Source organism: Microbacterium sp. CFBP 8801, from assembly GCF_014839455.1.
GTDB lineage: Bacteria > Actinomycetota > Actinomycetes > Actinomycetales > Microbacteriaceae > Microbacterium.
Genome location: NZ_JACYNU010000009.1, coordinates 62487 through 81719, shown reverse-complemented (window position 1 = coordinate 81719; position 19233 = coordinate 62487). Strand labels below are relative to the sequence as shown.

Genomic DNA, 19233 nt, shown 5'->3' with positions numbered 1-19233 from the left:
GTCAGCGCGCGCCCGTGTCGGTCGACGCGTCGACGACGCCGTCGTCGGCAGCCGCCTCGGCGGCGCGCGACGCGCGGGTTTCACGGGTGCCGTCGAGTCGCAGACCCGAGAGGACGAGGATCGCCACCGAGATCATCATCGACACGATGAAGATGTCGGCGACGTTGTAGATGGCCGGCATCATCCACGGGGTGGAGATGAAGTCCACGACGTGACCGACCGGGAAGCCGGGCTCGCGGAGCAGGCGGTCGGTGAGGTTGCCGAGGACACCGCCGAGGAGCAGGCCGAGCACGACGGCCCACAGGCGCGAGCGCACCCGTCGCACCGCGAGGTACGCGATGACCACCGCGACCACGGCCAGAGCGATGGTGAACACCCAGGTCACGCTCTCGCCGAGCGAGAAGGCGGCTCCGGGGTTTCGGACGAGGTAGAACTGCAGGGCTTCACCGATCACCGGGACGACGCGCTCCGGGGGGAGGTTGTCGATGGCGACGGTCTTCGCCAACTGGTCGGCGGCCAGCACCACCACCGCGAGGATCGCGATGACGATGCCGGCCGCCGCCGGACGCAGAGGAGATCGACTGCGCAAAGAGTGGTCCTACAGACCGATCGCCGACACCGGCGTCGAGCCCGAGGACGATGCCGTGGTGTCGAGGTCGCGGAGCTGACCCTCGATGTAGGAACGCAGCTGCGAGCGGTAGTCGCGCTCGAAGTTGCGGAGCTCGGTGATGCGTCCCTCGAGCGTGGTGCGCTCCTTCTCGAGACGGGCGCGCTCTTCGCGGCCCTTCTGCTCGGCCTCGGCGACGATGGACGCCGCCTGTGCCTGCGCCTCGCCGATGAGCTGGTCGCGCTGGGCCTTACCCTCGGCGACGTGCTCGTCGTGCAGACGCTGAGCGAGCTCGATGATGCCGGCGCTCTGGGCCACGGGGGCCGCGTCGTCGGCGGTGGAGGCTGCGGGCGCGGCGGCGACGGGAGCCGGAGCCGGCACCTCGGAGACGACGGGCTCCTCGACCTGGGCGGTCTCGGCCACCGGAGCGGCAGCGGCGGGCGCGGCCTCACCGGACTCGAGAGCGGCGAGCTTCGTCTTCAGCTCTTCGTTCTCAGCGATCGTCTTGCGCCACTCGACGACGATCTCGTCGAGGAAGTCGTCGACCTCGTCGGGGTCGAAGCCCTCCTTGAAGCGGACGTGCTGGAACTGCTTGGTGACGACGTCATCGGGGGTCAGTGCCATGGTGTTTCCTCTTTCGAGAGCTCTGAGTCGGAACTGTTAAGGGTGTCGCACCGGGGCGTACCGCTTCGGAACAGCATAGCCGTCGCCCTTCGTCGGTGTCGAAGGGCGACGGCTATGGATGTCAGGCGGCCGCGAGCGACCGGGTGACGCTGAGAAGCATGAAGCAGACGAACAGGGTGATCGCGAAACCGAAATCGAACGCGATACCCCCGATGCGCAGGGGGGGAATGATGCGGCGGATCAGCTTGATCGGCGGATCCGTCACGGTGTAGACGATCTCTGCGGCCACCAGGGTGGCGCCACGCGGACGCCATTCCCGGTTGAACATCGGGATGTACTCGAGCACGAGGCGCGCGAGAAGCAGGACGATGTAGATGAACAGGATCGCGCTGAGGATCGAGCCGACCAGGCTCAGTACGGCCACGAGGGGTTACTGGGGCGCGAAGGGCGCACCCTCGGGGTCGGCCTGCGCGATCGCTCCATCGCCGGAGACGGCGATGTTCTCGGGCGAGAGCAGGAAGACCTTGCTCGTCACCCGCTCGATACGGCCGTACAGCCCGAGCGACAGGCCGCTCGCGAAGTCGATCAGGCGACGCGCGTCGGCGTCGCTCATCTGCGACAGGTTGATGATGACCGGGATTCCCTCGCGGAAATTCTCGGCGATCGTCTGCGCATCCCGGTACTGCTTGGGGTGCACGGTGAGGATCTCGCTGACGGGGCCCACCGAGGGCTGACGCACCACGGCGGGACGGTGCAGCGGGGTCACCGGAGCAGCCTTCTCGACCGGAGCCGTCTGCTGAGGCTGCTTCCGCGCAATGGGCTGCGGCGCAGTCTCCTCATAGGTCTCTTCCTCGTCGGCGAGGCCCAGGTACACCATCGTCTTCTTGAGGGGGTTCGACATCGCATCCTCCGTTCGCTCGTCTGATCCGAGGCTAGTCGCGCGGGGGCCTCGGGCCCGTGATTGCGGAACCGATCCTCAGGTGTGTCGCGCCCATTGCGACGGCTTCGGGGAAGTCACCGGTCATTCCGGCCGAGATCCAGTGCGCGTCGTCGACCACCCGACGCACGACGTCGGACGAGCGGCGCAGACGTTCGAAGGCGCGAGCGGCCGCTTCGTCGAGCGGGGCGACGGCCATGACACCCCGCAGGCGCACCGTCTCGAGCCCCGCGACATGGGCGGCGAGCATCTCGACCCCGTCGGGTGCCACCCCTCCGCGACCGGCGTCGTCGGTGAGGTTCACCTGCAACAGGACGTCCAGGATGCCGTCGCCCTCGGCCGCGTCGAGGGCGTCGGCGATCCGCGTCCGGTCGACGGAGTGCACGGCGTGCGACGCCGCCCGCACCGCGCGGGCCTTGTTCGTCTGCGCCTGGCCGATGAAATGCCAGACGAGACCGTCGAGCCCGCCGGTCTCGGCACGCTTGGCGGTGAGCTCCTGCTGGCGGTTCTCCCCCACGTCGCGTACCCCGAGGGCGTACAGGTCGGCGATGAGCGACACGGGATGGAACTTCGTCACGACGATCCGCGTGATCTCGTGCGGGTCACGATGCGCCGCGCGGGCGGCATCCGCGATGCGGGCGTCGACGGCGGCGAGGCGATCGGACAGGGCGGCATCCATGGTGCTCCTTCGACGACGCAGCGGGCCCGGTGATCACCGGACCCGCTGCATCTAACGCTCGTGCTTACTTGAGGAAGTCCGGCACGTCGAGGTCGTCGTCGGCGTAACCGCTGTCGTACGACGTCTCGGGAACGCGGGCGGCGACCGGGGCCGGCTCCGGGCGACGCTCGGGGGCGCGCTCGGCGGGGCGATCGGTCGAGGCCTTCTGCTCCTCGGCGGCGTCGAGATCGCGCGCGACGTCGTCGCTCGGGATCACGGGCACCACGGGGGCGGCGACCGAGCGCTGCGCTCCGACGGCGTCGATACGCAGCGAGGGCTCTCCCCCGTCGAATCCGGCGGCGATGACCGTGACGCGCACCTCGTCGCCGAGGGTGTCGTCGATGACCGTTCCGAAGATGATGTTGGCCTCGGGGTGCGCGGCCTCCTTCACCAGCTGGGCGGCGTCGTTGATCTCGAAGATGCCGAGGTTTGATCCGCCCTGGATCGACAGCAGCACGCCGTGCGCACCCTCGATCGAGGCTTCGAGAAGGGGCGATTCGACGGCGAGCTCGGCGGCCTTGATGGCGCGATCCGCTCCCCGCGCCGAGCCGATGCCCATGAGGGCCGATCCCGCGCCCTGCATGACCGACTTCACGTCGGCGAAGTCGAGGTTGATGAGACCGGGCGTCGTGATGAGGTCGGTGATGCCCTGCACACCGGCGAGCAGCACCTGGTCGGCGGTCGCGAAGGCCTCGATCATCGAGATGCCGCGGTCGCTGATCTCGAGCAGACGATCGTTGGGGACGACGATGAGGGTGTCGACCTCTTCCTTCAGGCGTCCGACGCCGGCCTCGGCCTGGCTCTGTCGGCGACGCCCCTCGAAGGAGAACGGCTTGGTGACCACACCGATGGTGAGGGCGCCGATCGACTTGGCGATCTTGGCGACCACCGGCGCACCGCCGGTGCCCGTGCCGCCGCCCTCGCCCGCGGTGACGAAGACCATGTCGGCGCCGCGCAGCGCCTCTTCGATCTCTTCCGCGTGATCCTCGGCGGCGCGACGGCCGACCTCGGGGTCGGCGCCGGCACCGAGGCCGCGCGTGAGCTCGCGTCCGACGTCGAGCTTGACGTCGGCGTCGCTCATCAGCAGCGCCTGCGCGTCGGTGTTGATCGCGATGAACTCCACGCCGCGCAGGCCGAGCTCGATCATGCGGTTGACGGCGTTGACGCCGCCACCGCCGACGCCGACGACCTTGATCACAGCGAGGTAGTTCTGGTTGTGGCTCATGCCGGCCTCCGTTTGTCCCCGAACCCGAAACTTTAAACCTCATGTTGAGGGTTAAAGAATTGCCCGGTATGCAATTCCTTAGCTCGAAGGTATGCGGCCAGCCCGACGCCACCGGGGCGACACGCGGGGCGCCCGACGATCATCGGGAAAATCCCTTCGGCGCGCGCGGACGCGGCAGCGGTCGCGCGCAGACGGTCGCGGAGACCGAGGCGGAATCAGCGGACGACGCCCGCCTCGGGCGAGGTCACGTCGTACTCTTTCGTGCGGTCGGGCGGGCTCTTCGCCATCAGTCGGTCGAGCACGACGGCTTTCTCGGCCGAGCGGTCGGAACTGCCCCAGGCCACACGCGATCCGGTCGCGCCGAGCGTCAGTGTGACGTCGTCGGGGGTCGAGGCCGACACCCCGGTCACCTGCGCGCGCACGGCATCGGGCAACGCCCGCATGACGCGCCCCGCCGCGCGGAACGCGTCGGAATCGGTGCCGCCGGCGATCTCGAGCAACGGCTGGCCCGCGGGCGCGTCGGGCGTGGTCGACAGGGCGACGCCCGCGGCATCCACCACCGTGAAGCCGGCGGTGCTCTGCAGCACGCCGATGGGAGTGCGTTCCACCACCCGCACGACGAGGTCGTGCGGGGGCCGCGCCTCGAGCGTGTACGACTCCACGAGCGGGAAGCGCACCAGCGCCGCCTTCACGGCGCTGTCGTCGACCAGCGCCAGGGGCGTACCGACCTGCCCGTCGAGGGCGTCGGTGACCGCGGCGACATCGAGCTGGGACGCGCCCACGACCTCGATGCGCTCGACCGCGAACAGGGGGCTGTACGCCGCGCCCGCCGTGCCGAGCACCATGACGAGGAACGCCGCCGCCACCCCGATCCACACGCGCCGGCGCCGACGCTGACGCACCGTGAAGCGCCGCACCTCGGCGGAGAGCGCACGACGACGGGCGCGCGAGGCACGCCAGACGTCGCGCAGGCTCGCGCCCTCGGCATCCGGAGTCGCCGCGAACGACGCGGAGCCGGTCGGCTCGGAACCGTTCGCATCCGAGACGCTCGGCCGCACGAGCGGCACCACGGGCGCGGTCTCGTCGGCGGGATCGGGATGCCGCGTCGGCGGTGCGGAGACGGGCTCTTCGACCCGGCGGCGGGAGGGCTGCTCCGACGCCGGGGGCGGGGGCAGGGGCGACGGCCGGCGCACGCTCAGACCGCCGCGGCCTCGGTGCGGGAGAGCGCCTCGAGCACCTGCGGGATGATCTGGTAGACGTTGCCGCACCCGAGGGTGATGACGTAGTCGCCGGGGCGGGCGATGTCGGCCGTGTAGTCGGCAGCCGCCTGCCAGTCGGGCACATAGTGCACGTGCGCCGGATCGGCGAAGGCGCCGCTGACGAGCTCGCCCGTCACTCCCGGCACCGGGTCTTCCCGGGCGCCGTAGACGTCGAGCATGACGGTGTGGTCGGCGTGCGTCTCGAGCACCTCGGCGAACTCGCGGTACATCTCCTGCGTGCGCGAGTACGTGTGCGGCTGCTGGATCGCGATGATGCGCCCCTCTCCCACGACCGTGCGCGCGGCGGAGAGGGCCGCGGCGACCTCGGTGGGGTGGTGCGCGTAGTCGTCATAGACGCTGACGCCCTGCGACACCCCGTGCAACTCGAAGCGACGCACCGTGCCGCCGAAGCCCTCGACGGCGCGGGCAGCGGCGGCGAGCGGGTGGCCGAGCACGCGCAGCACCGCGACGGCACCCGCGGCGTTGACCGCGTTGTGCGCACCGGGGACGCGCAGCTGCACCTCGACGCTCTCGCCGTCGGCGGTGAGCGTGAAGGCGACGGGGCCGTCGGTGCGGATGCCGGTCAGCCGGACGTCGGCGGAGGGATCCTCGCCGAAGGTGACGACGTGGGCATGCGTGATGCGCTCGCGCACCGCGCGGGCGCCGGCGTCGTCGGACGAGATGACGACGGCCTCGCGCGCGGCATCGGCGAAGCGGGCGAAGGCGGCGTCGAACGCATCGCGCGAGCCGTAATGGTCGAGGTGGTCGGGGTCGACGTTGGTGATGAGCGCCACCGAGGTGTCGTACAGCTCGAACGTGCCATCGGACTCGTCGGCCTCGATCACGAACAGCTCGTCGCCCCCCGTGCCGCTGGAGGCGCCGAGGTCGGCGATCACGCCGCCGTTGACGAACGTCGGGTCCTCGTCGAGGGCACGCAGCGCCGTGACGATCATGCCGGTCGACGTGGTCTTGCCGTGCGCGCCGGCGACCGACACGAGACGGCGACCACCGATGAGCCAGTGCAGCGCCTGCGAGCGGTGGATGACGTGCAGCCCCCGCTGCTTCGCCGTGACGAACTCGGGGTTCTCGGGCCAGATCGCCCCCGTGTGCACGACCGTGTCGGCGTCGCCGAGGTGCGCCGCGTCGTGGCCGACGTGCACCGTGGCTCCGCGCGCGGCGAGGTCGCGCAGCGCCGCGCTGTCGGAGCGATCGGACCCGGACACCCGGATGCCGCGGTCGAGGAACATGCGCGCGAGTCCGGACATGCCCGAGCCGCCGACACCGATGAAGTGCGCGGAGGAGATGGACTCGGGGAGGGGGAGACTCAGGTCGGGTCTGATCATGGCGAATGCGAGTTTACGTCGCCCACCCGGGGCCCAGGCCTCGGCGCGCCCGGGAGCGTGCGTCAGCGGGCGAGCGCCTCGTCGACGAGGGCGATGACGTTCTCGGTCCCGACCCGGATGCCGGTGCGTGCGGCCGCGGAGCGCATGGTGTTGCGGCGCTCGTCGTCGCGCAGCAGCGGCACCACCTCGCTCCGCACGCGCTCGGGGGTGAGGTCCGCGTCGTCGATGAGCAGAGCGGCGCCCGCGCGGACCGCCGCCGCGGCGTTCAGCCGCTGCTCGCCGTTGCCGACGGCGTAGGGCACGTACACGGCGGGGATGCCGAGAGCGCTGATCTCGCTCACGGTGGCCGCACCCGAGCGAGAGACGATGAAGTCGGCGAGGGCGAACGCGAGGTCCATGCGGTCGACGTACCGCACGACGGCGTACCCGTCGACGCCGGGGTCGGGCAGGTCGGAGTTCTGTCCGGTGACGTGCAGCAGCTGCCAACCGGCGTCGAGCACGTCTCGCCATGCCTCTCCGAACGCCGCGTTCAGTCGCAACGCCCCGAGCGAGCCGCCGAAGACGAGGAGCGTGGGGCGGGCGGCATCCAACCCGAAATGGGTGGCGGCCTCGTCGCGGAGGGCCGCAGGGTCGAGCTCGACGATCTCGCGCCGCAGCGGCATGCCCACCACGCGCGCGCCGCGCAGCGGTGTGTCCTCGAAGGCCACGCCCACCCCCGCCGCCCCCCGCGCTCCGAGCACGTTCGCCAGCCCCGGCTTGGCGTTGGCCTCGTGCACCACGAAGGGCACCCGCTCGCGGCGCGCCGCGACGTACGCGGGGGCTGCGGCATAGCCGCCGAAGCCCACCACGACGTCGACACCACGCTCGCGGATCAGGCGGCGCACCACCGCGACCGCCCGGAGGAACTGGGCCGGGAACACGGCCGCTGCCCGGTTGGGTCGACGCGGGAACGGCACCTTCGCCACCGTGAGCAGCTCGTAGCCCCGAAGCGGCACGAGGCGGGCCTCGAGACCCTCGCGGGTGCCCAGCACCAGCACGTCGGCCGACGCATCGCGCGCGCGCAGACCGTCGGCGACGGCGAGGAGGGGGTTCACGTGCCCGGCGGTACCGCCGCCGGCGAGGAGGTAAGTCGTCACCGTACGACCCTAGCCAGAACCGCGGAGCGTTCCGCGCGGGTGGACGCCGGGTGCGCTGGTTCGCCGACTCAGCGACGCGGGAGCGCGTTCCGGGCGGCGTGGGGCGGACGCCGGGTGCGCTGTTCGCCTACTCAGCGACGCGGGAGCGCGTTTCGGGCGACCCGGTGCAGCCCGGCGCCGGCTCCCCGCGTCTCAGCGCGTGCGGGTCTTCGTCGCCGGGGCGGTCGCCGCACGGCGCCGCGGGGCACGCGCGGGAAGCTCGGCGACGGCGCGCCGGTCGGGCAGCGTGCGCGCGCACGACAGCAGCACACCGCAGGCGATCAGCACCGACAGCAGCGAGGTTCCGCCCTGCGACATGAACGGCAACGGCACACCCAGCACGGGGAACACGCGCAGCACGACCGCGACGTTGATCAGGGCCTGGCCGATGATCCAGATGGTGATCGCGCCGCACACGATGCGCACGAACGGGTCGTCGGTGCGGCGGATGATGTGGAACGCCCCCACGGCGAAGAGCGCGAACAGCGCGAGCACGACGATGCAGCCGATCAGACCGAGCTCCTCGCCGACGATGGCGAAGATGTAGTCGTTGGCCGCGGCCGGGAGCCAGTCGTACTTCTCGGCCGAGTTGCCCAGGCCCACCCCGAACACTCCCCCGGCGGCCAGACCCCAGATGCCGTGCAGCGGCTGGTAGCAGTCGCCGAGGTAGTTCGCGATGCAGTCCTGGTCGAGGAAGCTCATGATGCGCCGCATGCGGTCGGCGCTGGTGATGGCGAGCATCGCCACCGCCCCGATCGCCCCGATCGCCGGCAGCAGGAAGATGCGCAGTCGCACCCCCGAGAAGAACAGCGCCCCGAGCAGCACGAGCACGAGGATCATGGCGGTACCGAGGTCTTTGCCCCCCATGACGGTGGCGATGACGAGCGCCCCCACCGGAACGATGGGGATGAAGACGTGGCGCCAGTTGCCGAGCAGCGTCTGCTTGCGGAAGAGCACGTAGCCCAGCCACAGCGCGAGCGCGAGTTTGAGGAACTCCGCGGGCTGGGCCTGGATACCCGCGAGGTTGATCCAGTTGCGGTTTCCGTTGGCCGAGATGCCCAGCGGGGTGAACACCAGCAGCTGGAACATCGTGGCCAGGATCAACGCCGGCCACGCCATGCGCTTCCAGAACTTCAGCGGGGCGCGGCTGAGCACGAACATGAGCGGGATGCCGATGACGGCGAACACGCCCTGCTTGAGCACGTGCTCGAACGGGCTCTGCGCACCGTCGAGAGCCGAGGTGGCCGACAGCACCATCACCAGGCCGAAGCCGGTGAGCAGGAGCGCCGCCGACGTGATGAGCAGGAACTCGCTCGGCACCGGCCGGAAGGCCCGACCGAGCGACACCCGCGCCGCGAGACCCGCGCGGGCGGGCTCGTCGGGGGTCTGCCGGGAACGAGGCGCCGTCGTGGTCACGCGTGTCCCCTCAGTCCTGCGATCGAGATGCTCCGTCGTCGTGCCGCGAGATCCACGTCCGCACCGCGTCGGCGAAGCGTTCGCCGCGGTCGGAGTAGGACGAGAACTGATCGAACGACGCCGCTGCCGGGGCGAGGAGAACCGTGTCTCCGTCCCGGGCGACGGCCGCCGCCAGTTCCACGACCTGCGCCATGACGTCTTCAGTCTCGGCGTGGTCGACCTCGAACAGCGGCACCGCGGGGGCGTGTCGCGCGAACGCCGCGACGATATCGTCGCGCACCGTGCCGATCACGATCGCGGCGCGCACCGCACCACCGCGGGCGCGGACGAGTTCGCCGAGGTCGACGCCCTTCAGCAGACCCCCGACGATCCAGACCGAGCCCGGGTACGCGGCGAGCGACGAGGCCGCCGCGTGCGGGTTGGTCGCCTTCGAGTCGTCGACCCAGGTGACGCCCGCGTGAGCGCCGACGACCTGGATGCGGTGCGGATCGAGACGGAACCGCTCGAGCGCGTCGTGGATCTGCGCCGGCGTCGCGCCGAGCGAGCGCGCGAGGGCGCTCGCGGCGAGGATGTTGGAGACGACGTGGGGGGCGGCGAGGCCGCGGGCGGCCAGGTCGGCGACGGTCGTCAGCTCGAGGGCCGAGGTGGCGCGCTCCTCGAGGAAGGCGCGGTCGACCAGGATGCCGTTGACCACACCGACGTCGCTCGGCCCCGGAACGCCCAGGTCGAAGCCGACGGCGCGGGCGCCCTCGACGACCTCGGCGTCTTCGACCATCTCGCGGGTGGCATCGTCGGCCTTGTTGTAGACGCACGCCACGCGCGTGCGGGCGTAGACGCCGGCCTTGGCGTCGCGGTAGGCGTCGGCCCCGCCGTGCCACTCGAGGTGGTCGTCGGCGAGGTTGAGGCACACCGCCGCGTGCGGCGACAGCGCGTCGTCGCCGGTCTGCAGGTTGAGGTACCAGAGCTGGTGGCTCGACAGCTCGACGACGAGCACGTCGAACCCGTTGGGATCGCGCACGGCATCGAGCACCGGGGTGCCGATGTTGCCCACGGGAGCGGCGCGCAGGCCCGCCGCCACGAGCATCTCGGCCGTGAGCCGGGTCGTGGTGGTCTTGCCGTTGGTGCCGGTGATGAGCACCCAGTCGGCGGGGCGGCCGTCGGGACGCACCACCTTGTCGCGCACGCGCCACGCGAGCTCGACGTCGCCCCAGAGCGCGATGCCCTGCTCCTGAGTCCACCGGATGACGGGGTGGTGGGGCGCGAATCCGGGCGAGGCCACGACCACGTCGGGCGCGAACGCGGTGAGCTCGTGCGGGACGGTGTCGAGCGGGCCCTCGTGCAGCCGCACGCCGAGCACGGGCAGCAACCGCGAGTACTCGGCATCCGCCCGCTCGGTCACCACGAGCACGTCGGCGCCGAGCTCGCTGAGCGTGTCGGCGGCCGAGAACCCGGTGACCGACAGGCCGAGCACGACGACGCGCAGGCCCTTCCAGTCGGCGTGCCAGCTGGTGAGGGAGGCGAGAGAGGTCATACGCGTGCGAGCCATTCGACGTAGAAGAAACCGATGCCGGAGACGGCGAGGAGCCCCGCGATGATCCACATGCGCACCACGATGGTGACCTCGGGCCACCCCCTCATCTCGAGGTGGTGGTGCAGCGGACTCATGAGGAACAGGCGCTTGCCGCGCGTGATCTTGAAGTACGCGCGCTGCAGGATGACCGACCCCGACGCGATGACGTAGACGCCGGCGATGAGCACGAGCAGCAGTTCGGTGCGGGTGAAGATCGCCATCGCGGCGATGACGCCGCCGATGGCCATCGACCCGCAGTCGCCCATGAAGACCTTGGCCTTGGGGGCGTTCCACCAGAGGAATCCGACCAGGGCGCCCACGAACGACGCCGAGACGATGGCGAGGTCGAACGGGTCGCGGACGGCATAGCATCCGGCCTGCACCGAGGCGTCGAGCACGTCGGCGCACATCTGCTTGTTCTGCCAGAAGGCCATCAGGCTGTACGCGCCGACGACGAAGATGCCCGATCCCGCGGCCAACCCGTCCAGGCCGTCGGCGACGTTGACGGAGTTCGACGCCGCCGTGCCGATGAGCGAGATCCACGCGAGGTACAGCAGCCACCCGAGGATCGGGCCGAGGGCGAACAGCGACAGCACCTGGATGTCGCGGAAGACCGAGATGTACTCGGACGCGGGGGCCTGGCCGAAGGCGTTCCGGGCGTTCAGCGCCACGATCGCGAAGGGTACGACGACGATGACCTGGCCGGCGATCTTGCGCCAGCCCGAGAGGCCGAGACTGCGCTGCTGGCGGATCTTCATGTAGTCGTCGATGAAGCCGACCACGCCGAAGCCGAGCATGAGCCACAGCACGAGCAGGCCCGAGATCGTGGGCGGGTTGTTGCCCGCGTACGAGCCGATGAAGTAGCCGATCATCGTGCCGAGGATGAAGATCGTGCCGCCCATGGTGGGCGTGCCGCGCTTGGCCCCGTGCGAGGGGTTGTGCACGTTCTCGGGCGTGCGGATGACCTGGCCCCAGCCCCACTTCCGGAACCACCGGAGGAACACCGGGGTGAGGAAGAGGGTGAAGGCCAGCGAGATCGCCGCCGACGTCAGAAGTGATCTCACGCGAACAAGTCTCCCAGACGGTCGCCGAGATGCCGGAGCCCCGCCGAGTTCGACGACTTCACCAGCACGCGGTCACCGTCGCGCAGTTCGGTCGAGAGGTAGTCGTAGGCGGCGTCGGCGTCGGCGAAGAAGACCGCCTCGCCGTCCCAGGACCCCTGGGCGATGGCCTCGAGGAACATGCGCCGCGCCTCGGGCCCCACGATGACGATGCGCTGGATGCGCAGGCGCACCGCGAGCAGACCCACGCGATCGTGCTCTTCGTCGGCGTACTCGCCGAGCTCGCTCATCGCTCCGAGGACCGCGACCGTGCGCTCGTCGGGCCCGGTGATCTGCGCGAGGGTGCGAAGAGCCGCCGCCATGGAGTCGGGGCTGGCGTTGTACGCGTCGTTGATGATGCGCACCCGGTCGGAGCCGAGCGGCTGCATGCGCCACCGTTCGGCGATCTCGACGGTCTCGAGACGCGCGATCGCGTCGGCCGCCGACACGCCCAGGGCGATGGCCGCCGTGAGGGCCGCGAGAGCGTTCATGACGTGGTGCTCGCCGAGCACGTGCAGGGTGAGGGTGTGGGGCTCGCCGTCGACCAGCAGATCGGCGCGGGTGCCGGATGCCGAGACCTCGACGTCGACGGCCCGCACCTGCGCGCGCTCGCCCCGGCCGAACCACCGCACCTCGAGGTCGCGCTCGCGCGCGATCGGCTCCATCGCGGCGACCCGGGGGTCGTCGGCGTTGAGCACGGCGAGGCCGCCGGGACGCGTCGCCCGCACGAGCTCGCTCTTGGCGTGGAAGGTCGACTCGATGCCGCCGAAGCCCCCGGCGTGCGCCATGCCGACCATCAGCACGACGCCGATGTCGGGGGTGACGAGGCCGGCGAGGTGGGCGATGGCCCCGGGGCCGCTCGCGCCGAACTCACTCACGAGGTAGCGGGTGTCGTCGGTGACGCGGAGCATCGTGAGAGGAGCGCCGACCTCGTTGTTGAACGAGGCGCGGGGCGAGACGGTGTCGCCCTCGTCGGAGAGGATGCGGGCCAGCAGGTTCTTGGTCGTCGTCTTGCCGTTGGAGCCGGTGATGCCGACGATCCGCAGGTCTCCCCCGGCGCGCACGCGACCCACGACGTCGCGGGCGAGGTCGCTGAGCGCGGCCACGGCGTCGGCGACGACGATCTGGCTCACCGCGTCGTCGAGCTCGCGTTCCACGATCGCCAGCGCCGCCCCGCGCTCGACCGCGGCGGCGACGAACAGGTGGCCGTCGGTGGCCTCGCCGGGCTTGGCGACGAAGATGCCGCCGGGCTCGATCAGGCGCGAGTCGGTGTCGACGTCGCCCGAGACGGTGGTGTCGGGGGTGTCGGTGCCGCGGACGACGAGGCGCCCGCCGAGGACGTCGGCGAGGTGGGAGAGGCTGGTGGAGATCATTGCTGTGCGGACGCCCTTTCCGTGTCGCATTCGTTACCGAGACGAGACCGGCGTCGGCGGTGTCTCAGCCGAACTTGGGCAGTTCGGGGGTCGTGGTTCCGGACGGGATCACGCGGTAGGTCTTGAGAACCTGCGTGAGGGCCTTCTGGAACGCGGGGGCGGTGGCCGCCGACGATTTTACCGTCCGCGGTTCGTCGAGGTTGACCGCGACGACGTACTGCGGGTCGTCGGCGGGGGCGAAGCCGATCATGGTCGTGAAATACGCGTCGGGCTTGTACGCCCCGGTGTTCTCGTCGACCTTCTCGCCGGTTCCGGTCTTGATCGCGATGCGGTAGCCGGGGATGGCGATCTTCGAGGCCAGCTCCCCCTGGGTAGCGACGTTCTCGAGCATGAGCGACACCGCCCGCGCGGTGTCGGTGGAGACCACCTGCGTGCCCTCGGTCGACGGGACGTCGGTGACGGTGCCGTCGGCGGCGGTGCACCCCTCGACCAACGACAGCGGCATCTTGAGCCCGCCGTTGGCGATGGTCTGGTACGCGCCCACGAGCTGCGGCACGGTGACCGACAGGCCCTGACCGAAGGTCGTGTTGTAGAAGGTCTGCGTGTCCCAGTCCTGGGCCGGGTGCAGGATGCCGCCGGATTCGCCCGGGAAGTCGATCGCGCTGAGCGAGCCCATGCCGAACTTCTGCAGGTAGTCGTAGCGCGTCTCTTTGGGGATCATCTCGCCGAACTTCGAGATGCCGACGTTCGAGGAGTCGATGAGCACGCCCGCGGGCGTGTAGACGTTGGGGCCGTGCGAGAACGCGTCGGAGACGCGGGCGTCGCCGCCGAGCACCTCGCGCGACGACGCGGTGACGGTCGTCTCGGGCGTGTACGAGCCGCTGTCCAGACCGATCGCGGTGGTGAGCGCCTTGAACGTGGAGCCCGGCTCGAAGGGGCTCGAGAACGCCCGGCTCCCCCGGTCTTCCGACGGGGTCGCGGTGGGGTTGTTCGGGTCGACGGTGGGGTACTCCGCCAGCGCGCGGATCTTGCCCGTCTTGGCCTCGACGACGGTGATCGTGCCGCGCAGCGATCCCGTGTTCTGCACCTGCTCGGCGATGAGCTGGCCCATGTACCACTGCAGGTCGCGATCGACGGTGAGCTTGAGCGTGCCGCCGTCGACCGCGGGCTCGGCCACGGTCTCGGTGCCCGGCAGCACCACGCCGTCACGGCTCTGCTGGAAGACGACCTTGCCGTTGGTGGAGGCGAGGCAGTCGTTGTCGGCCGCCTCCAGCCCGGCGAGGGGCTGACCGTCGCTGCCGACGAAGCCGATGAGGTTTCCGCCGACGGCGCCGTCGGGGTACACGCGGCCGGCCTGGGGCGGGAAGCTCAGGAACGGCAGACCGAGGGCGACCAGCGCGCGGTACTGCTCGGTCGAGACGTTCTTGGTGATCATCGCGTAGCGCGAGTCGGGGTTCTCGGCGACGGCGTCGGTGACGCTGGCCTCGACGTCGGCGGCATCCTGCCCCGTGACGGCCGCGATCTTCGCGGCGATCTCGGGCCATCCCGTCGTGGTCTCGTTCTCGTCGTCGTCGCGGGTGGTCACGCCCTTGATCGCGAGCATGGGGTCGACCTGCACGTCGTAGCGGTTCACGCTCGACGCCAGGATCACGCCGTTCTCGTCGACGATCGAGCCGCGCGAGGCGTACTCGACGCGGGAGTTCTGGAGCCCCATGGCGAGCGAGTCGTCGACGTGCTCCTTCGCGTTGACGACCTGGATGTCGACGAGGCGCACCACGAAGGCGAGCAGGACGGTGAGGACGATCGCGAGAGCGACGACGGTGCGACGCCGAGGGGACCGGTGGGTAGTCGTCGTCATGGGTCTCATCGTGTCGCGGGAGTCGGCAGACCGTCGCTGATCGACGGGGGTGTCGCCGATTCGGCGGGGGGCGTGGCGTCGGTGGGGGCCGCCGGGTCCGTCGGCGCCGCCGCCGCCGGGTCCGTCGGCGCCGCCGCCGCGGGGTCCGTCGGCGCCGCGGCCGCGGGGGCGACGGGCGCCTGCGGGTTGGTCACGAGCGGCTTGTCGGCGATCAGGGCGTTGCGCACCGAACCTCGGCCCATGGCATCCACCGACGAGACGGCGTCCGCGGGCTTGTCGCTACCGATGACGGCGCCGTCGCTCAGGCGCAGGTAGGTCGGCGACTCGTCGATGACCATGCCGAGGGCGGCGGCGTTGGCCGCGAGGTACTGGGGCGAGCTGAGCCCGGCGTTGTCGTCGGCGAGGATCTGCTTCTGGTACGTCAGGTCGCGCTGCTGCTGGGTGAGCGACGCGATCTCGAACGAGCTCTGAGTGGTCAGGATGCCGAGACCCATCTGCACGAGCACGATGGCCAGCGCGCCGGTGACGGCGATCACGCCGAACAGGCGGCGCGGAGCGCGGCGACGCGCGGGGGCGACGACGTGGAGTCGGCGCGGTTCGCGCACCGGCGCCGGGAAATCCGGGAGGAAGTCCGCATCGACGGTCTGGGTGGCACTCATGCGTCCTCCTGGATTCGCTCGGCCGCGCGCAGACGCACCGGGGTGGCACGGGGGTTGACGGCCCGCTCGTCGTCTCCGGCGAGCTCGGCTCCGCGGACGAGCAGGCGGAACTTCGGCGCGTGCTCGGGCAGCTCGACGGGAAGCCCCCGGGGGGCGGTCGAGGTCGAGGCGTCGGCGAACACGCGCTTGACGAGGCGATCCTCGAGCGACTGGTACGACAGCACGACGATGCGCCCGCCGACCGAGAGGGTGCCGAGGGCCGCGGGGATCGTGCGTTCGAGGACCGACAGCTCGGCGTTGACCTCGATGCGCAGCGCCTGGAAGACGCGCTTGGCGGGGTGGCGCTCACGCAGCACGGCGGCGGGGGTCGCGGCCTGCAGCACGTCGACCAGCTGACCCGAGCGCTCCAGGGGCGCGACGGCGCGAGCGGCGATGATCGCCCGGGCGTAGCGGCCGGCGAGCTTCTCTTCGCCGTACCGCTCGAAGATGCGACGCAGATCGCCCTCGCCGTAGGTGGCCACCACGTGCGCGGCGGTGATGCCGCTGGTCTGGTCCATGCGCATGTCGAGCGGGGCGTCCTGCGCGTAGGCGAAGCCGCGGGAGGCCTCGTCGAGCTGCAGCGACGAGACTCCGAGATCGAAGAGGATGCCGTCGACCTTCTTCACCCCCGCGGATGCCACGGCCTCGGCGATGCCGTCGTAGACGGTGTGCACGAGGGTGACGCGGTCGCCGAAGCGGGCCAGCCGCTCCCCCGCGATGCGCAGGGCGTCGGTGTCGCGATCGAGGCCGATCAGGCGGGTCGTCGGGAAGCGCTCGAGGAAGGCCTCGGAGTGCCCGCCCATGCCCAGCGTGCCGTCGACGAAGACGGAGCCGGGGCGCTGGAGCGCGGGCGCCAGCAGCTCGGCGCAGCGTTCGAGAAGAACGGGGGTGTGGATGTCGCGGATGTCCATGATGTCGGGCTCCGAATCCTCGGGCTCTGATGCCCATCCGCAGGACCTGGCGCCGGGGAAGTGCGTCAGGGCGTGCGGCTGGACATCACAGCCGGAGGGTCAGAACAGTCCCGGGATCACCTCCTGCTCCATCTCGGCGTACGTGTCTTCGTTGCTCTCGGCGTAGGCGTTCCAGGCCTCGGCATCCCAGATCTCGGCGTGGGCGCCGACACCCGTGACGACCAGCTCGCGACCGAGCCCGGCGTAGGCGCGCAGCGCCGGGGGAACGGTGATGCGGTTCTGGCTGTCGGGCTTCTCGGCGCTGGCCCCCGAGAGGAACATGCGCAGGAAGTCGCGGGCCTGCTTGTTGCTGAGCGGGGCCTCGCGGATCCGCTCGTGCACGCGCTCGAATTCCTCGGTGCTGAACACGTAGAGGCAGCGGTCCTGCCCCCGGGTGATCACCACTCCGGCTCCGAGATCGTCACGGAACTTCGCGGGCAGGATGACGCGCCCTTTGTCGTCGAGCTTGGGGCTGTGCGTTCCGAGCAGCATCCGAGCGTCCACCCCCTTCGTCCGGCCAGCGAAGTTTCCCCCACTTTACTCCACTGCCCTCCACTTAGCTATCGAATCCTGCGATCTTCCGCGAAGGAATGCCGCCGTGTACTGTTGCTGGCCCTCCCTCGACGGCGCGACGAGATCCGCGTCTTTCCGCGGCTCGAGAACGGTCGAACACCGTGTGAAGACGGCCGGTGGAGCAAAAGGGAGGGGGCACGGCGAAAAAGGGGCACTCCCCCACTCGCCCCATTCCGTCGCAACCCGCTCCCCGGGCGCACGAAAAAGCACCGGCTCGGAAGAGCCGGTGCTGATTCAGGATGCGGGAGGGTCAGTGCCCTTCGCGGCGGCGGTCCCACCGATCGTTCATGCGGTCCATGAACGACGTGCTCGCCGCGCGAGGGGCGCGAGCACCCGGTGCGGAGGCGACGGGCGCCGTGGGAGCGGAGCCGCGCATCGGCGTGACGGCGAAGACGACGCCGCCCACCATGAGCAGGAATCCGACGACCCCGATGGCGATGCCGAGGAACCCGGTGTTGAAGCCGATCGACACACCGACCACCAGCGCTCCGAGCCCCGCGAGAACGAGGATCGAGCCGAGGACGATGTTGCGATAGCTCAGGGCGCGACTGGGGGCGGTGACGACATCGGTGTCGTTGCTCATGAGATGGCGCTCCATCTCATCCAGCAGACGCTGCTCCTGTTCGGAGAGTGGCATGCATCCCCCTCTGTTGTTCGGTGCGGACGATTCTACGCGCGGCGTGGATCACTAGGCTAGGCCCGTGCCAGCCTCCCCGGAACCGATCGAAGCTGTTTCCCAGCGACTCGACAAGTTCCTCTCTGATCAGCTATCGTACGCGGCCATGCTCGGCCCCGAGGCCGAGGCGCTCACCCGCTCCGGTGCAGCCGCCCTTCGCGGTGGAAAGCGCCTGCGCGCGCGCTTCTGCCTCACCGGCTGGCGCGCGGTCGACGAGCTCGACCACCCCGACGCGCACGGCCTCGACGACGCCGCCCTCGCGGTGGCGTCTTCGCTCGAGGTGTTCCACGCCGCGGCCCTCGTGCACGACGACCTCGTCGACAACTCCGACACGCGACGGGGTCAGCCCGCCGCGCACCGCGCCCTGCAGAACGCGCACGGCGAAGCCGGGTGGACCGGCGACCCCGAGACCTTCGGACGCTCGGGCGCCATCCTGTTGGGCGACCTCCTCGTCGCCTGGAGCGACGACCTGCTCGAAGAAGGACTCGACGGAGCCGCGACCGCCGGCGCCACCCGGCGGGCTTACGCGCGGATGCGCCGCGACGTCACGATCGGGCAATTCCTCGACGTCACCGAGGAGTCGGCCCACGTCGTCTACCCCGACGACACCCACGCCGAGCGGGCACTGCGCATCGCGTCGTACAAGTCGGCGCGCTACAGCATCCAGCAGCCGCTGCTCATCGGCGCGGAACTCGCCGGGGCCGACGACGCGCAGCTCGAGGCCCTCGGGCATTTCGGGCACGACGTGGGAATGGCATTCCAGCTGCGCGACGACGTGCTGGGCGTGTTCGGCGACAGCGCCGTCACCGGCAAGCCCGTCGGCGACGACCTGCGCGAGGGCAAGCGCACCGTGCTCGTCGCCTACGCCCGGGAATCGCTGCCCGAGGCCGAACGCCGCGAGATCGACGCGTTGCTCGGCGACGCCACCCTCGACGCCGACCGGATCGCGGGCCTGCAGCGCACGATCGTCGACACCGGCGCGTTGGCTCGCACCGAGGAGCTCATCGCGGACTACGCCCGTCGGGCCGACGCCGCCCTGACCGACACGCGCCTGGGCGCCTCGGCCGTCGGCGAACTGCGTGCGTTGGCGCGGGCGGCCACCGAACGCTCCGCCTGACGCGGCGACATCCG

Annotated in this window: 19 protein-coding genes; 1 reads left to right on the top strand and 18 read right to left on the bottom strand. The window is 70.7% G+C overall.

What is annotated here, in order from left to right; all coding sequences use genetic code 11:
• Window position 1 precedes the first annotated feature (1 nt).
• The 18 genes from lspA to IFR11_RS11685 all read right to left on the bottom strand — a co-directional run bounded on the left by lspA (window position 2) and on the right by IFR11_RS11685 (window position 18063).
• Window positions 2-589, bottom strand: a complete 588-nt coding sequence (gene lspA / locus IFR11_RS11770) for a signal peptidase II (RefSeq protein ID WP_055835556.1) — start codon at window positions 587-589, stop codon at window positions 2-4.
• A gap of 9 nt (window positions 590-598) precedes the next feature.
• Entirely contained in the window at window positions 599-1231 is a 633-nt protein-coding gene (locus IFR11_RS11765; protein WP_055937393.1) for a DivIVA domain-containing protein, read from the bottom strand.
• A 121-nt stretch (window positions 1232-1352) separates the two neighbouring features.
• Window positions 1353-1655, bottom strand: coding sequence for a YggT family protein (locus IFR11_RS11760; RefSeq protein ID WP_055835550.1), 303 nt, complete (start codon window positions 1653-1655; stop codon window positions 1353-1355).
• Window positions 1656-1661: 6 nt separating this feature from the next.
• The gene (locus IFR11_RS11755; protein WP_055835547.1) at window positions 1662-2132 is read right to left on the bottom strand and encodes a cell division protein SepF; all 471 of its coding nucleotides are present in this window, start codon (window positions 2130-2132) and stop codon (window positions 1662-1664) included.
• A 31-nt stretch (window positions 2133-2163) separates the two neighbouring features.
• Window positions 2164-2847, bottom strand: coding sequence for a YggS family pyridoxal phosphate-dependent enzyme (locus IFR11_RS11750; protein WP_191916275.1), 684 nt, complete (start codon window positions 2845-2847; stop codon window positions 2164-2166).
• A gap of 64 nt (window positions 2848-2911) precedes the next feature.
• A complete protein-coding gene (gene ftsZ / locus IFR11_RS11745) occupies window positions 2912-4111 on the bottom strand; it encodes a cell division protein FtsZ (RefSeq protein ID WP_055835541.1) in 1200 nt (399 codons plus the stop codon).
• 215 nt (window positions 4112-4326) lie between these two features.
• Complete coding sequence (locus IFR11_RS11740) at window positions 4327-5304, bottom strand: FtsQ-type POTRA domain-containing protein (protein ID WP_191916274.1); 978 nt, start codon at window positions 5302-5304, stop codon at window positions 4327-4329.
• A gap of 2 nt (window positions 5305-5306) precedes the next feature.
• On the bottom strand, window positions 5307-6713 hold the full coding sequence (gene murC / locus IFR11_RS11735) for a UDP-N-acetylmuramate--L-alanine ligase (protein WP_055835535.1): 1407 nt from the start codon (window positions 6711-6713) through the stop codon (window positions 5307-5309).
• 62 nt (window positions 6714-6775) lie between these two features.
• Window positions 6776-7849: a glycosyltransferase gene (locus tag IFR11_RS11730; protein WP_191916273.1), complete on the bottom strand. Its 1074-nt coding sequence runs from the start codon at window positions 7847-7849 to the stop codon at window positions 6776-6778.
• 192 nt (window positions 7850-8041) lie between these two features.
• Window positions 8042-9304 carry a putative lipid II flippase FtsW gene (gene ftsW / locus IFR11_RS11725; RefSeq protein WP_055835531.1) on the bottom strand — a complete coding sequence of 421 codons (1263 nt, stop codon included), beginning with the start codon at window positions 9302-9304 and terminating at the stop codon, window positions 8042-8044.
• A 10-nt stretch (window positions 9305-9314) separates the two neighbouring features.
• Window positions 9315-10835: a UDP-N-acetylmuramoyl-L-alanine--D-glutamate ligase gene (gene murD, locus IFR11_RS11720; protein ID WP_055835528.1), complete on the bottom strand. Its 1521-nt coding sequence runs from the start codon at window positions 10833-10835 to the stop codon at window positions 9315-9317.
• Complete coding sequence (mraY, locus tag IFR11_RS11715; RefSeq protein WP_055835525.1) at window positions 10832-11938, bottom strand: phospho-N-acetylmuramoyl-pentapeptide-transferase; 1107 nt, start codon at window positions 11936-11938, stop codon at window positions 10832-10834. The genes murD and mraY overlap by 4 nt, the downstream gene beginning before the upstream one ends.
• Window positions 11935-13347 carry a UDP-N-acetylmuramoyl-tripeptide--D-alanyl-D-alanine ligase gene (locus IFR11_RS11710; RefSeq protein ID WP_055835523.1) on the bottom strand — a complete coding sequence of 471 codons (1413 nt, stop codon included), beginning with the start codon at window positions 13345-13347 and terminating at the stop codon, window positions 11935-11937. The genes mraY and IFR11_RS11710 overlap by 4 nt, the downstream gene beginning before the upstream one ends.
• Window positions 13348-13411: 64 nt before the next feature.
• Window positions 13412-15205 carry a peptidoglycan D,D-transpeptidase FtsI family protein gene (locus IFR11_RS11705; RefSeq protein WP_070408129.1) on the bottom strand — a complete coding sequence of 598 codons (1794 nt, stop codon included), beginning with the start codon at window positions 15203-15205 and terminating at the stop codon, window positions 13412-13414.
• A 5-nt stretch (window positions 15206-15210) separates the two neighbouring features.
• Window positions 15211-15864, bottom strand: coding sequence for a hypothetical protein (locus IFR11_RS11700; RefSeq protein WP_191916272.1), 654 nt, complete (start codon window positions 15862-15864; stop codon window positions 15211-15213).
• Window positions 15861-16814, bottom strand: coding sequence for a 16S rRNA (cytosine(1402)-N(4))-methyltransferase RsmH (gene rsmH, locus IFR11_RS11695; protein WP_055835514.1), 954 nt, complete (start codon window positions 16812-16814; stop codon window positions 15861-15863). Before rsmH ends, IFR11_RS11700 begins: the two co-directional genes overlap by 4 nt.
• A 99-nt stretch (window positions 16815-16913) precedes the next feature.
• Window positions 16914-17345, bottom strand: a complete 432-nt coding sequence (gene mraZ / locus IFR11_RS11690) for a division/cell wall cluster transcriptional repressor MraZ (RefSeq protein WP_055835511.1) — start codon at window positions 17343-17345, stop codon at window positions 16914-16916.
• A gap of 331 nt (window positions 17346-17676) precedes the next feature.
• Window positions 17677-18063, bottom strand: coding sequence for a DUF3040 domain-containing protein (locus tag IFR11_RS11685; protein WP_055937361.1), 387 nt, complete (start codon window positions 18061-18063; stop codon window positions 17677-17679).
• Window positions 18064-18127: 64 nt separating this feature from the next.
• Here IFR11_RS11685 and IFR11_RS11680 point away from each other — a divergent pair, with 64 nt between their 5' ends.
• Window positions 18128-19219 carry a polyprenyl synthetase family protein gene (locus IFR11_RS11680; protein WP_191916271.1) on the top strand — a complete coding sequence of 364 codons (1092 nt, stop codon included), beginning with the start codon at window positions 18128-18130 and terminating at the stop codon, window positions 19217-19219.
• Window positions 19220-19233 lie beyond the last annotated feature (14 nt).